Annotated in this window: 8 protein-coding genes and 4 pseudogenes; 7 read left to right on the forward strand and 5 right to left on the reverse strand. The window is 53.0% G+C overall.

Features of this window, described 5'->3' with window-relative positions; all coding sequences use genetic code 11:
* Positions 1–199 precede the first annotated feature (199 nt).
* Complete coding sequence (locus HYG82_RS43060; RefSeq protein WP_235217954.1) at positions 200–1,798, forward strand: class I adenylate-forming enzyme family protein; 1,599 nt, start codon at positions 200–202, stop codon at positions 1,796–1,798.
* A 1,278-nt stretch (positions 1,799–3,076) separates the two neighbouring features.
* On the opposite strand, the gene HYG82_RS43065 is transcribed toward HYG82_RS43060, so the two are convergent.
* Positions 3,077–4,276: an ABC transporter substrate-binding protein gene (locus HYG82_RS43065; protein ID WP_235217955.1), complete on the reverse strand. Its 1,200-nt coding sequence runs from the start codon at positions 4,274–4,276 to the stop codon at positions 3,077–3,079.
* A 194-nt stretch (positions 4,277–4,470) separates the two neighbouring features.
* Between HYG82_RS43065 and HYG82_RS43070 the strand changes: the two are divergent.
* A pseudogene (locus tag HYG82_RS43070) lies at positions 4,471–4,758 on the forward strand (helix-turn-helix transcriptional regulator); the annotation flags it as partial.
* Positions 4,759–4,940: 182 nt separating this feature from the next.
* On the opposite strand, the gene HYG82_RS43075 reads toward HYG82_RS43070, so the two are convergent.
* Positions 4,941–5,741 (reverse strand): DUF8170 family protein, encoded by an 801-nt coding sequence (locus HYG82_RS43075; protein WP_235217956.1) that lies wholly within the window; start codon positions 5,739–5,741, stop codon positions 4,941–4,943.
* A 115-nt stretch (positions 5,742–5,856) separates the two neighbouring features.
* Here HYG82_RS43075 and HYG82_RS43080 point away from each other — a divergent pair, with 115 nt between their 5' ends.
* Both HYG82_RS43080 and HYG82_RS44840 read left to right on the forward strand, forming a co-directional pair.
* Positions 5,857–6,345 (forward strand): winged helix-turn-helix domain-containing protein, encoded by a 489-nt coding sequence (locus HYG82_RS43080; RefSeq protein WP_235217957.1) that lies wholly within the window; start codon positions 5,857–5,859, stop codon positions 6,343–6,345.
* A gap of 23 nt (positions 6,346–6,368) precedes the next feature.
* Positions 6,369–6,566 carry a DUF8150 family protein gene (locus HYG82_RS44840; protein WP_484549572.1) on the forward strand — a complete coding sequence of 66 codons (198 nt, stop codon included), beginning with the start codon at positions 6,369–6,371 and terminating at the stop codon, positions 6,564–6,566.
* A gap of 17 nt (positions 6,567–6,583) precedes the next feature.
* Here HYG82_RS44840 and HYG82_RS43085 read toward each other — a convergent pair.
* Positions 6,584–6,855, reverse strand: a pseudogene (locus HYG82_RS43085) (hypothetical protein).
* 188 nt (positions 6,856–7,043) lie between these two features.
* On the opposite strand from HYG82_RS43085, the pseudogene HYG82_RS43090 reads away from it, so the two are divergent.
* Positions 7,044–7,460 (forward strand): annotated as a pseudogene (locus tag HYG82_RS43090) (nucleotidyl transferase AbiEii/AbiGii toxin family protein); the annotation flags it as partial.
* 92 nt (positions 7,461–7,552) lie between these two features.
* On the opposite strand, the gene HYG82_RS43095 reads toward HYG82_RS43090, so the two are convergent.
* Positions 7,553–9,223: an acetate--CoA ligase gene (locus tag HYG82_RS43095; RefSeq protein WP_235217958.1), complete on the reverse strand. Its 1,671-nt coding sequence runs from the start codon at positions 9,221–9,223 to the stop codon at positions 7,553–7,555.
* A gap of 630 nt (positions 9,224–9,853) precedes the next feature.
* On the opposite strand from HYG82_RS43095, the pseudogene HYG82_RS43100 reads away from it, so the two are divergent.
* Both HYG82_RS43100 and HYG82_RS43105 read left to right on the forward strand, forming a co-directional pair.
* Positions 9,854–10,410 (forward strand): annotated as a pseudogene (locus HYG82_RS43100) (IS6 family transposase).
* Between the two features lie 94 nt (positions 10,411–10,504).
* Complete coding sequence (locus HYG82_RS43105; protein ID WP_235217959.1) at positions 10,505–12,109, forward strand: acyl-CoA carboxylase subunit beta; 1,605 nt, start codon at positions 10,505–10,507, stop codon at positions 12,107–12,109.
* 535 nt (positions 12,110–12,644) lie between these two features.
* On the opposite strand, the gene HYG82_RS43110 is transcribed toward HYG82_RS43105, so the two are convergent.
* Positions 12,645–12,971 carry a hypothetical protein gene (locus tag HYG82_RS43110; RefSeq protein WP_235217960.1) on the reverse strand — a complete coding sequence of 109 codons (327 nt, stop codon included), beginning with the start codon at positions 12,969–12,971 and terminating at the stop codon, positions 12,645–12,647.
* Between the last annotated feature and the right edge of the window lie 227 nt (positions 12,972–13,198).

Raw genomic sequence — 13,198 nt, forward strand, 5'->3', positions numbered from 1 at the left:
TTACATAAAAGTTTGGGTGCTGTGGGGAACTATTGTTTGAATTAGCCGTTTTTGGACAAAGGGCGTCCGCCGTTTCTTGAATCAATTTCCATGTTGTGACAGTTCAATTCGATGATAACTGGCGATTCATCTGGGCCAATCAAATGCAATCTAAATACGACAAGGAAATTATTTATGGCCAAAGTTGAATACCAAATGTATGGTAGTGCCTGACGAAGTTCGAGATTACCGACACTTGAAACCTCTCGTTCTAGGAGAATTCCCTAAGCGTGTGGTTGAGAGTCATCCACCGGAGAATCTCGCAATACGGGATCTCACATACAACGTTGACCTTACCTACCTTGAGTTTGCCGAGCGTATTGAATCCTTAGCCCAGACCCTTCGTGATTATAACGTTAACACTGATGATATCATAGCAATATATTCAAAAAATTCATATAAGCTGATCGAATCAATATTTGCAATTTGGAAATGCGGTGCAATCGCACTGCCCTTGAATTGGCGTCTAAATGAGGATACGCTATCGAATTTACGCCAAAAATACGATCCCAAACTCACGTTTGTTTCTTCTCGAGCCTCACCTATCCATGACCGTGGCAAACCTGACAAATTCATAGATATGGACGGAACCTATCCAGAGTTGAAACCGTTTGATGATGATCCAGCAGATATATCCTTACTATCGGAAATAGACGCACAGCCGGGCGATGAATACGAAATAGCAAATATATTTTTAACAGGAGGAACAACCGGAATTCCGAAAGGAGTTGCCTTATCGCATAAGGCGATAGTCGAATCAATCACGAATCAGATTATTCTAAATAAGGGGTTCCACGAACTGCATAACGATATCAGAACTCTATCAACGGCACCACTCTTTCATGCAGGGGCGTTAATTAACGGACTCCTTCCCACAATGTACCTTGGCGGTACAAATATCATAATGGAGGAAGACAATCCCCTTGAAGATAGGTTGAAACACATCGACAATGAATGTGTATCCTATGTATTTATCGTGCCAACTGTGATGAATCGGATCCTTCGAAATAAACACTTGCTCAATAAATATGATATTTCAAATCTCCATACGGTCTTTGACGGGGGAGAGCCTCACGATCCTGAAAAGCGACGTGAATTCATTGAACTCGTTGGATGTAATGTGACTAACGCGGCGGCACAAACCGAAGCAGGAGCTAATGGAGGCTTCATCAACTACATTGATTATATGAATGATGATCCAAAATATCTGAATTGCTCCGCCGTTCGCACATCGATGCGTTGTGAAGTCGATGTGGTTGACGAGACTGGTGAATCAGTACCGCCAGGTGAAAGAGGCGAATTACTATTTCGAGGCGAGCATATGATGACGGAATATTGGCAAGAGCCCGATAAAACAAGCGATAAAATCAAAGATGGTTGGCTTTACACAGGAGATATTGTAAGACGGTATTCTGATCACAGAATTCAATATATTGGGCGAAAAGATGATATTATCATCACGGGTGGAGAAAACGTCTCTGCTATCCTCGTAGAAGATACAATTGAAAAGCATCCTGACGTACAGGAAGCAGCTGTGTTCGGTGTTGATGACGAAGAATGGGGAGAGGCAATTACCTCTGCAATCGTACTAAAGAATAATAAGGAATTGACTGAGAACGATATAATACAGTTTACAAAAAAGCACCTGGCAAGTTATCAAGCTCCAAAATACATTTGGTTCATTGATACAATTGACAAGAATGCCGTGGGTAAGAAACAACGGTTTAAAGTAAAAGACCGATATTTAGATCGAAAATAGAATGTAGCTGATTTATTAGCGGCAGACTACGGGGATGAATCTTCACGGAGAACGGTTTACGCGTTAGAGGCGACAGTCCCCGATCGAATTACATCGAGTACGAGGCGAAGCCACACGATGAAGAAGGTGAGACATCCGTGACGCACTCCCAGGGCGGGCGACGTTATTCGATCCGTTTGGCCAAGCATCGCCCCTCTTTTGTGAGCGATGAACTGAATGACTGCGACGGCTTATCAGGACGACATCTCGGAAGCAGTAGGTGGAAATAAAAACACAGGCTGAAGCCACCTCATTCGATGTTGAATGTCGGCTCACTGCCCTTCTTCCCCCAGAGCGTACGAAACCCACGCCAAAGACATCCGTGGTCGAGCGTGAGGGGTTACTTCTGCTCCCACTGCTTGTGGTCGTCACGTCCGACTTCGCTGAACACTCTCCGACTTCTGATGCAGTTACAATTCTACTTCCGAAGGTACGCTCTCTCCGGGAAATTTCTATCAGCAGTCGACTCCGCCGTTCGCTGAGCACCTCCGTGACCTCATCGAGTATTCCGCTCGACGAGGTGATGACATCTCCCACCATCACTGTGCAATCCAACCGGGTTAGAAGCGTGATCGTTGCTGATGGAACCGTACTGTGGTGGCACGAAATGCTTTCTGAGGAGCACACAGCGCGTCACGAGGTGCAGGCTGAAGCGAGAGTGGCCAGCGTAACTACTGAACGACCGGAAGGAACGTCTCGATCTAGTCGCTAGCGGAACTCTCTCCGCACCTGTGTGCCAGGGGGTACTCGTGGTCAAACATTGCGCGAATGTGATGAAGGATGAATTCCGGAGTCCATGCTGGAGCATCACTGCCAATAGGTGATGATGGAGTGTTCAGCACCACTGACAACACTTCCCGGGTGAGAGTGAACACCGACGCAAACTGGTGATGAGAAGCGTCGTTGTGAACTACGAGAGTGCGTTCGAAGTCTACATCCAGCCAATCGTCGGTAGTGTGGTTCGAAAGCCGAACACGCAATTTTTGGCGCAGAGTCGTCGCTCAGATTGAGACATATACCATAAGTTGTTAGACATTTCTTGGGTCTTACTTCTCTGGCAGATGTGCCAGCAACCGCACCTCACCGACACGGTCCAACCTTTGCCCTTGTTCATAATATAAAACAATGCAAATTACAAAAATACAAACTATATATCAAACCAATAGAACCAATCGAGAAATGAAATTTTATATTTTCACTTCGGCGACGAACGGCGCTTCGGCCGAACGGTGACGGATATCAGTCCACTAAGGAACACTCTGAGGACGGCGGAACGGCGACAGACTCGCCTTCGACAGGAATCACTTCGGCGAGGCCGTAGTAGTCGAACTCGTCGACCGGCCCCATTCGTCCCTGAATCGTGTACTCCTGGATGCCCTGGTGATCCTCCTCGCGCAGGCGGATCGTGCCCTCGGGCGCCTCGTACTCGAATCCCTCGAGGGCATCGACGACATCGTCAGTATTCTTGCTACCCGCTTTGTCGGCGCCCTCTTTGACGATGTCCACGAACTGGTACCCCTCGCTCGCAAACCCTATTGGCGTGCGGTCGTATTCCTCCTGAAAGCTCGACACGTAGTTGTTGTTCACCTCCGTGTCGGGGAATGAGGGGTAGTACGTCGCGGTCAACAGGCACTCCGGCATGTCTTCGCCCAACGCTGCCGGAACGTCTGGAAAGGCCGCGGTTCCGACGGCACAGAACTGCGGTCCGTCGTCCGACTGAAGCGATTCCATCTCGAACAGATCGACGCTGTTGGCTTGCTGAATGAACGTGATCAGGTCGCCCGAGAATAGGCCAGTGTGTAGAACGTCGGGTTCGGCGTCCGAGATTGCCTGTATCTCGTTCTGGTAGTTCCCTTTACCTAACTGGGTGAACGTCTCGTAAGCTACCTCGACGTCGTGATTTTCGTCCATATACGACGTGAACTCCTCCCACGATTCGTGTCCGAACGTGTAATCCGGGTTGATGCCAGCGATCGTGTCTATCTCGTCACCATATTGGTCGATCAAGATGTCCGCCATTGCCCGACCGTTATCGGTGAGATTGGCTTGCGCGCGGAAGGTCGTCCGCTGACAGTCGCCCATCTGAAGGTTCATCGACTGTGTGTTGCAAACCAGCAGGGTGTTCCTGGATGCACAGAATTCCGACACGGCGATTGCGCTGTTGCTCGTCTCCATTCCGGTGATCGCGTCGACGTTATCCTCTTCGATCAGCTTGCGCGCGCGGGTGACGGCCGTGTCGGGATTCGCCTCGGAATCCTCGTGAATGAGTTCGACGTTGTACCCCTCGTCCGCCTCGTTAATCTGTTTCGCTGCGAGATCTGCTCCCCGTCGCAGCGGCGGTCCCATCGACGAGAAGACGCCCGAGTGGACGCCGATGACGCCGATTTTCAAGGTTTCATCGTCGCTGTCACTATTCCCGAGACAGCCAGAGAGGCCCATTGCCGTGCCAGCACTGAGCACACCCGTGGATTTCAGTAAACTTCGCCGGTCGATATTGTCTAATTTCAACACATTAGTAAACAAATGCCAGTATACTAATTATTTTTTTGGCCAATTTTGATACGCGCATATACTGGAGCAATGAACCGTAAATTGGCACCGCCATCTATCTATAACTCGTCGCACAAAATCAGATAGCGTCTGAAACTGCGCAACGAAATATACCAGTGTGTATCGACGCGTATCCAGATACGGATACTGAGGTCTTCCGAATCGGGGCTGCAGATGATATCCTCCGTCTTCAGGCGAACGCCCACGAAACGGAATATACGATACCGGAACTCGTCGATGCAACTGGGGTTACTCGATCAACGGTATGGCGAGCCATCGAACTTCTCGACAACACCGGAGCCATACGAATCCGGGAGATCCCGCAACGGAACTATGTCGCTATCAACCCGGATCGACTACACAATCCGGACGAGTACCAACTGCGAGTGATCGATATCGAAACGCTCGAGCGACTCGTGGATTCGGTGACCGAAAGTAGTGATCTCGAAATTCGATTTTCGATTGAAAGATGTCGTGTTCTCGTTTCCCAGGACGAGGTACGGGTTGCTTGACTAGCGCTAGCGACTGCAGATGCGAGTATGCAGCCGCACTATCACAATTCTTCGTCTTTCTCCCAATCCGGGCGCGGCGTTGGCGACGGAAGGTCGGCAACTGCAGTTCGGAGCTCCTCCTCAGTCGTCCATGAGAAACACCGATCATGTAATTCGAATTTGCGAAACTTGTTGAGGTGAACCCAGCTGTACGTTGCGGGTTCCCCTCCCTCGTCCTTCCGGACGGTGATCACGTCCCAGACATCTTGGTCAGCGATGTTAACGCCAGTGTCCTGCGCACGTTCAATGACCGAGTCAACTTTCGCTTGGATCTTGTCCTCTGACAACTCGTCCGTGAACGCGATTTCGAGGGCTGCTTGGATAACATGGTATTTCGACTCGAGATTCGCGTCAGTGACCCATGAGTAGTCACGTGGGAACACATACGATTTGTCGAAATACGGTGAGTCGTCGATCTCTCCTAGTTCCGATGCTTCGCCACCGCTTTCCTTCTCGAAGATGCCAACGATGTAGTCGCTGTACGTCGCCAGCAGTGAAAACATGATATCGAACGTATTGAGCCGTTCAGTCGGAAGTTCGATGAGATCCCCCATAATAAACGGATAGGCCCCAAGTTGCTTCGTAAGCTCGTTCTGTACGGCGCGGAGGTGACGGATGTAGGGGTTGCGATAGCTACCAAGGATGAAGTACGACGTCCGTTGACTCCAGAGATATGGCAATTCCCGCTGGATAAAGCGCCACACCTCTCGTTTCTCTGCAGGCTCGAGTTCGATATCACCGACTGCTTCATGAACTATCGTCATAATATCCGCAGCATCGGGCGGGGGATTCGGATCACTCATCAGCTCACGGTTCAAACCAGAACACCTTATCGCTTCTGAACCACATTGGCTTTTCTTATAATAGCCAACTTGGATGCCCCAAACCATTATAGCATCGCTCCCCGTAGGAGCACATATGAGCGAGAGTCACACTGGAACACCCGATTCGGGGCCGTTCGCGGAACAGCAGCGACTGTTCAAGTTGCTGTCCCAGGATACGCGTCACCTCATCATCCAGGAACTCCTTGGCCATCCCACTCATCTCATGTCGCTTGCGGAGCTCGAGTACATGACTGGAAAGAGCCAGGCAGCGATCAAAGACCAACTTGAGACGTTGATCGAAGCAGGGATCGTCGCACGGTACACTTACGAACCGAGTCACGGAACGCGTAATCTCCCATCGCAGTTCTACGGCTTCACGGAACGCGGCGTTGAGATTCTCCACGACTACAAGTATCTGCGTGGCCTCCCAGCCGCCCGCGCTCTTTACGAGAATACTCGTAAAACTGAGAAGATCGAGCGCCACGAAGCGGCACCGCGCCCAGAACTTCCAGTCGCTGTCGCAGACGCACTCGAGTTCGACGAACCCGATCTAGACGTCGCCGATGTTAGCCCGAACCAATAAGCGACTCACAGAAATTTGAGCATCTGGCAGCCAAGCACGATCAGATCACGGAAGAGCGGTTCACGGCCGTCCGTCAGTGGGTCGAATACATGAAAGAACACCCACCCGAGGTATGGGGTCCGAAACAGAATGCAGTGGTCGATTCCCAACTCGAAAGTGCCCAGCAAACTGGACTGTCCGCAGACCACGAGCGTCAAGTTCGGGACATCGCACAGCAATAAACTGACGAGGAGTGTGGCTACGGTTCTTCATTTTCCGGCATCGTGACGCGGAGTTCACCATCAACTTCATAGAAGTACCCACGTTCGAGTAATCGAGTGAGTGCGTGGGTTGCGTCTGCGGGTTCGAGGGCCAGTTCGTCCGAACTGCCGAGGATCTCGAGCGCTTGCTCTCGGTGGTTTGACTTGAGATCACCACTCTTGTCGGAGTCAGGCTATGAGTACAGAGATTCTCGTACGCATCCAAGATCCATTCTGGAAGCGGTGGCCGTGGATGGGTGATCCTGCTCATCTCGCCTTCCTACTACATTCTCAGTCATCGGTCTGTTTAAGAATACCACCAATAGAGGCCTGTATCCATCCACACTGAATGTCAGACATATAAAATATTAACTCAACAGTCAGTGAATTTCTGAGAGAAGCGCCACATCATCACGCTATCTACCCGGGCACGCTCGGTCCGACGGAGTCCTGATTCTAATGATCAGTCAAAACCGACTCCGTGTCCTTGCCCGTGAGCTAGGTGGCCGCCAGGGCTATGCTGAGAAGAACTACGTCAGTTCCTGGATTCTCTGGGGTATCTTCACGAGTGGCTTTGGCGAGAACCTCATGTTCAAAGGTGGAACGGCGCTGAGCAAACTGTACTTCCTCCAATCGTGGCGATTCTCAGAAGATTTCGATTTCGGCATCGAAGGCCGGTACAACGGATCAGAAGACGATCTCCGTGATGTCCTTGACACAGTTACCGAGCGTTCCGGAATAGAGTTCACCATCAGCGAGCACCACGAGTCCCGCCAGCAACACTATCCGACACACTACGTCGACATGAGTATCCAGTATCGGGCGGTGCTTGACCATCCGTATACGACCAGTCTCGACGTGATGGTCGACTCTTGGGAGTCTTGGTAGGTATCGTAGGGAGCGAGATTATCCGCGATGAACACCGAGTCAAACTTGCCCTGTTCCGAGACCCGGGCGATGGTGTTCGGTCAGGCATCCGATTCGGCATCCGCTTCCCACTCGTGAAGCACTGAGCGCTTGATAAAGCCCTGAGGGCTCAACGGAAGCTCGTCGACGAATACAATATCGCGGGGGTATTTGTATTTGGCGAGTCGCTGTTTCACGTGTTGACGTATCTCGTCTTTCAATTCGGCAGACGGCGTGTATTCGTCCCGGAGGACGATGAAGGCCTTCACGATTTGGCCGCGTTCATCGTCCGGAATCCCGATAACACCAGCGTCGACCACGGCTTCGTGGGTTCCGACCGAATCTTGGACTTCCTCGGGTGAAATTCGGTACCCGGAGCTAATAATCACATCGTCCTTCCGCGAGATGAATTTCACTTGACCGTCCTCGTGCATCTCGACAAGGTCTTCAGTCAGCATCCAGTCCTCTACGAACTTCTCCGCGGTCCGGTCAGGTTTATTCCAATACTCGGTGAAGATGACTGGATCTGCCCTGTCGATGGCAAGTTCCCCGACTTCCCCGTTATCCAGTTCGTCGTGGGTGTCTGGGTCGAGAACGACCATTTCATGTCCTGGAATCACATATCCCATCAGGCCGTGCCGAAACGGCTGGTGAGTTGTACAGTCTCCGACGATCAGGTTCCACGCTTCGGACTGGGCGTACGATTCGTGGATCGTGGCGTCGAGAGAATGCTGCACCCACTCAGTGGTTCCGGTGTCGAGTGCTTCGCCGCCACTCAATATCAGTCGAAGGGAGTCGAGGTCGTAGTCCTCTGGATTAACCATTCCTTGCATCCGTCGGAGACTGGTAGGTGGCAATAGCGTGTGTGTAACGCCGTGGCTCTCGACGAGCTGAAGCGGCGTTTCGGGTTCGAACCCGGAGCCGCTCTCGTAGAGCAACACCGTCGTACCGAAGTATAACCCGGCGATTAGCTGGGTCAACCCGCCAGCGAAACTCAGGTCCATCGGTGACCAGATGAGGTCTTCATCCCGGAGGTCGCAGTTGAAGAAGTTCGCCCAGATCCCCGGCAGCTGCCCGATGACTGATCTGTGTGGATGCACTACCCCTTTTGGGTCACCAGTCGTGCCGCTCGTATACATGATTACCATGTCGTCGGCGGCGGCGGTGTCGACTGGGTTGCGCCCGCTGGATTCGGCATCGATCACGTCCCAGAAGGCGGCTTCGTCGGTTGTCGGTTCCGCCGCCCCGGTCAGGAGCGTCTGGCTGATATCATCCACCTCGCTACGTACTTCTCGAAATGTCTCAAGGTTGGATGAGTCGACGACGCAGACGTCTGCCTCCGTGTCGGCGAGCATGTACTCTAGCGAGTCGGAGCCGTATAGCGTGCTCATCGGAACTGAGATGGCGCCCAGCCGCCAAGCTGCGAGATTCGCCACGACCGTTTCGACCACTCGCGGGGCGTTGATGGCTATATGGTCTCCTTTCTCGACTCCAACACTCTCAAAGTAGTTCGCGAGTTTGCCGGTCCATTCAGTGAGTTCCTGGAATGTGACTGTTCCCGCCTCATCGGCGAGTTCGTTCCGATATACGAACGCTGTTCGGTCACCGGAGTCGGCCCACCGATCACAGAGATACACCGTCGCGTTGAACTTCTCCGGGAGGTTCCACTCCCACTCGAAAGCCTCGGTGAGCCTGTCGAACTGTTCCCACTCCTCTTCAGTCGGGAGAGGCATGGTGAATGCAGTAGACTTGCCGTGAAATACTTTTCCCAGTGACTGCTCGTCTACTCATAGAAAACTTATCATTCAGAACCAATTATCGATGATTGACGGGTGATCTCGTGCTATACTACCACATTCGTTTGTGTCACACCAGTTCGACGCGAACGACAACCTGATGAATTCAATGACAAGGATGACGCATGTTCAGATCTACGTAGATTCGACGACGATCCAGCCGGCGGGATATCGAGATCTGAACTCTGAACGAACAGTCGTGCTTACCGTATATCATTCGAATGGTTGTGACAAAAACGGCGTCTGTCATCGTGTCCTGCGGTGACAACACTTACTGCCTTGGGAACTGCGGTCCAGATGGAAGAACGAATCATTTCCCAAGCGCACCGAATCCCGACGGTTCCGATCCCGTGGCAGATATCGCGCCGTCTGCACTCGTGAATGCAATTCCGTCTTTCTGTTCACCACCATTGGCACATCTGAGCAGTGAGAACGTGGTTACTGGAAGTGATAGGCACTTTGCCATCCAAGGGGGTAGTGTTGCGATGAGGTCGAAGAATGAGGCGGGGAACGATTTGTGAGTGGTATATGCTCGATATCGATCGCCTCGCCGGGGATAACGACTGAATCGGGTTAGACTTACTGGAGTGAGAAGTGACACCCGAGCTGGCGATGAAGCTTGGTATCCATCTCCATCATGCTGGATTATCTCTCTCGGATACCGTCTCTGTTCTTGAGAGGTTGGGTGGAGATCGGCATCGAACCACCGTTCACAACTGGGTGACGAAGGCCGACCTCCAGCCCACCTCCGGTTTCGACCCGAATCACGTCGCGGAGGATGGGACCGTGATTCGAATCAACGACGAGCAGTTTTGGCGGTACGCCGCGGTCGATGCTGAGACCAACCGCCTGCTGTGTGTCAGACTCTATCTGACTAGTGATCAGGCAGTGACCCTGATATTCCTCGTCAAACTCCGCGACGAACATCAGGTCGATGATGCGATGTTTCTCGCCGATTCGGCACCATGGTTGCAGGTAGCCCTCCATCGCCATGGGCTCCGATTCCAGCATAAACTCATGAGAATCGGAATACCGTCGAACGTGTGTATCGAGAAGTAAAACGCCGAACTAAGCAGTTCTCAAAAACATTCGGCAACGTGCCACCAGAGCCCTCCGAATCGTGATCGCAGGCCCTCGCCCACCGCCAAAATGCGCTTATCTAAACACGACTCTACGGGGGCAAAAACGTTAACAACTTCCTTATTGTTCTGCCTACGCATGGCCCAAGACCGGGATACAGATCCGCGTTCACTCTACGAATACGTCCAGTCGATCCGACGCGAGATCCGTGACGAGGGTCGGCCAGAGGCCGTGAAGAAACAACACCAGCAGGGATCGATGACAGCGCGCGAGCGGATCAAGTACCTCTGCGACGACGACTCATTCAAAGAAATCGGACTATTCGCAGCTCCAGCTCCGAACACGCCGGAGACGGTAAACTGGGACAGAGCTGATGCGCCTGCCGATGGAATCGTCACCGGAATTGGCCAGATAGACGGTAGGTCCGTGGGAATCGTCGCGAGTGACTACACCGTCAAGGGCGGGTCACGGGGCGAGACAGCCCGCCAGAAGGAGAACCGCATCCTCCAGATCGCCCTGCGTCGGGGGATACCGGTCGTTATGCTTCAGGACGGTAGCGGACAGCGGATCCAGGAAGGACTGGACGCTCGAACCTTCGGTAAGAGCGGAACCGTCGCCGGCGACAACACGATTACCTTGTTGCGGAAGCTCTCTGGGTGGGTGCCGACTGTATCCGCAGTCATGGGCGACAGCTTTGGTGGCCCGACGAACTACTCGACGCAGAGCACGTTCGTCCCCGTCATTCACGGACAAGCGCGGATGGGCGTCGCTGGCCCTGCGCTCGTGCAGGAAGCCTTCGGCGACGATGTCGACGTCGACGATTACGCAAGCGCACAGATTCACGTCACCGAGAGCGGCATCGCAGATATCGGTTGTGACGACGACGAACACTGCCTCGACGTCATCCGGACGTTCCTCTCGTATCTCCCGACTAACTCGAACGAGGAGCCACCGCGTAGCGACAGGTACGAACCGCCGACCGATGCAGAAAAGGAACGACTTCTGGATATTATGCCCGAGAAAAAAACCAAGGGTTATGACATCCACGAGGTCATCAACGGGATCGTCGACCGCGAGTCAGTGTTTGAGATCAAACCTGCGTTCGCACGGAATCTCGTCACCGCATTCGCTCGCATCGAGGGGCGATCGGTGGGGATCATGGCCAACAACCCCCGGTTCAAGGCAGGAACCGTCGACGCCAACGCTGCGGACAAAGCCGCCCAGCATGTGGCGACATGTGACGCCTTCGGCCTCCCATTACTCACCCTTACCGATACGCCAGGTCTCATGCCAGGACCTAATACCGAACGCGCCGGGATTGCCAATCACGCTGCCAACATGCTCTTCGAGGTGAACAGAGCCACAGTGCCGAAACTGAACGTCGTGCTCCGTCGTGGCTACGGGTTCGGCTACAACCTTATGGCCAGCGGCCGATCTAACAACAGTGAACTCGCAGCTGCGTGGCCGACTGCAGAAATTTGTGCGATGGGTATCGAAGGAGCCGTCGATATCGCATACCGATCAGAGATCGAGGCGGCCAACGATCCGGACGCGAAACGGGAGACACTCGTAGAAACGTTCCAAGATCGGACTGATGCCGTCCGTGCGGCCGAAGGGATGGGAATCGACACTGTTATTGATCCTTCCGAAACCCGGGATTGGATCGCCCACACGCTCAAAGCGACATCCGGGCCGACCAAGGAGGGATGGCCACCGAAGAAGCGATCGATCCGGCCACTGTGAGCCGGTGATCGAGTCACGTCCAACAGCGTTCATCTGGAAGGGGAGTCGCTGTCGACGACCTGTAGATCGAACCGCTCCTCGAGCGGTTCAGCGAATTCCGACACCACGTCCGTCTGATTGATCCGAAGACAGAAGACGCCGATATCGCCCCTCCGTGCGAAACGATTTCTGGGGAGGCGTTCAATCTCGTGATGCGATCGGCCGCCGTCGTGTCGTCGCTGAAAGTAGTATTTCGAGGACGGACTGAAAGCAGTTGCCTCGTGGCGACCGCTCTGGAGCCGACGACTGGCGGGATACAATAGATACGAAACGACCTAGAGCTACCTGGACAACTCCCTCGTGTCGACCGGATCGACGCCGAAGACCTGTTGTCGTCGAGCGGCCAGTAGTCGTGCCGTCAGATGTCTCTGAGTACTGCTACGTAATCCCCGACCCCATCTGCCCCAGCCGTGTAGAGGCCAACTATTCTGTTCCACTTTCCGCGACTCGTTCGCTTACGAGAGTGGTATCAACCCGAGATGGGTTTACACGGACGTTAAAACCCACCACTGAAGAGTCCGGACCCGGCTTCGTCAGATCCGTTGTTGTCGGACGGTGAATCCGATTCGTTCGAATCCGATTCGGTTTTAACCGGGTTTACTTCTTCGGATTCGCCCATTTCCGCGAGACGCTGTGCGTACTCGCCGGTTTTTTCGATAACGTCGTCCTCTTGTACCGCAAATGCCCATCTGATCGTATCGGGAACTTGAGCGGGGGCTGAACCGCCGCGTTCTGCGAATGCGGCTACGGCCATTCTGATATCGTCGTCCATTTTTTCGATTTCCTCACACAGGAACTCGGGTACGTTTTCGGGGGGGTGCATCGTTGTGGGAACACTTGGTTCCATATGATAATATGATTGTCGGCCATCCGCCCGTCTTGGTACCGAGAAGAAGGGATACGGACCTACCTGGAATATGACAAATCGTCGTTACGCTTGCACCCGGCTGATCCAGACAGAGTGAAAAACCGACTGCACGTGTTACTGGTGACGCTATGCCCGACGACTGTTATTCGTCGTTCGAGTACGAAAACGACTGCTCTTAGACG

It is taken from the genome of Natrinema halophilum (genome assembly GCF_013402815.2).
GTDB lineage: Archaea > Halobacteriota > Halobacteria > Halobacteriales > Natrialbaceae > Natrinema > Natrinema halophilum.

Bases quoted from the DNA above. Each gene is read 5' to 3' on its own strand.
- HYG82_RS43060 (WP_235217954.1), top strand. From the start codon at position 200: ATGGTAGTGCCTGACGAAGTTCGAGATTACCGACACTTGAAACCTCTC.
- HYG82_RS43065 (WP_235217955.1), bottom strand. From the start codon at position 4,276: ATGGGCCTCTCTGGCTGTCTCGGGAATAGTGACAGCGACGATGAAACC.
- HYG82_RS43075 (WP_235217956.1), bottom strand. From the start codon at position 5,741: ATGAGTGATCCGAATCCCCCGCCCGATGCTGCGGATATTATGACGATA.
- HYG82_RS43080 (WP_235217957.1), top strand. From the start codon at position 5,857: ATGAGCGAGAGTCACACTGGAACACCCGATTCGGGGCCGTTCGCGGAA.
- HYG82_RS43095 (WP_235217958.1), bottom strand. From the start codon at position 9,223: ATGCCTCTCCCGACTGAAGAGGAGTGGGAACAGTTCGACAGGCTCACC.
- HYG82_RS43105 (WP_235217959.1), top strand. From the start codon at position 10,505: ATGGCCCAAGACCGGGATACAGATCCGCGTTCACTCTACGAATACGTC.
- HYG82_RS43110 (WP_235217960.1), bottom strand. From the start codon at position 12,971: ATGCACCCCCCCGAAAACGTACCCGAGTTCCTGTGTGAGGAAATCGAA.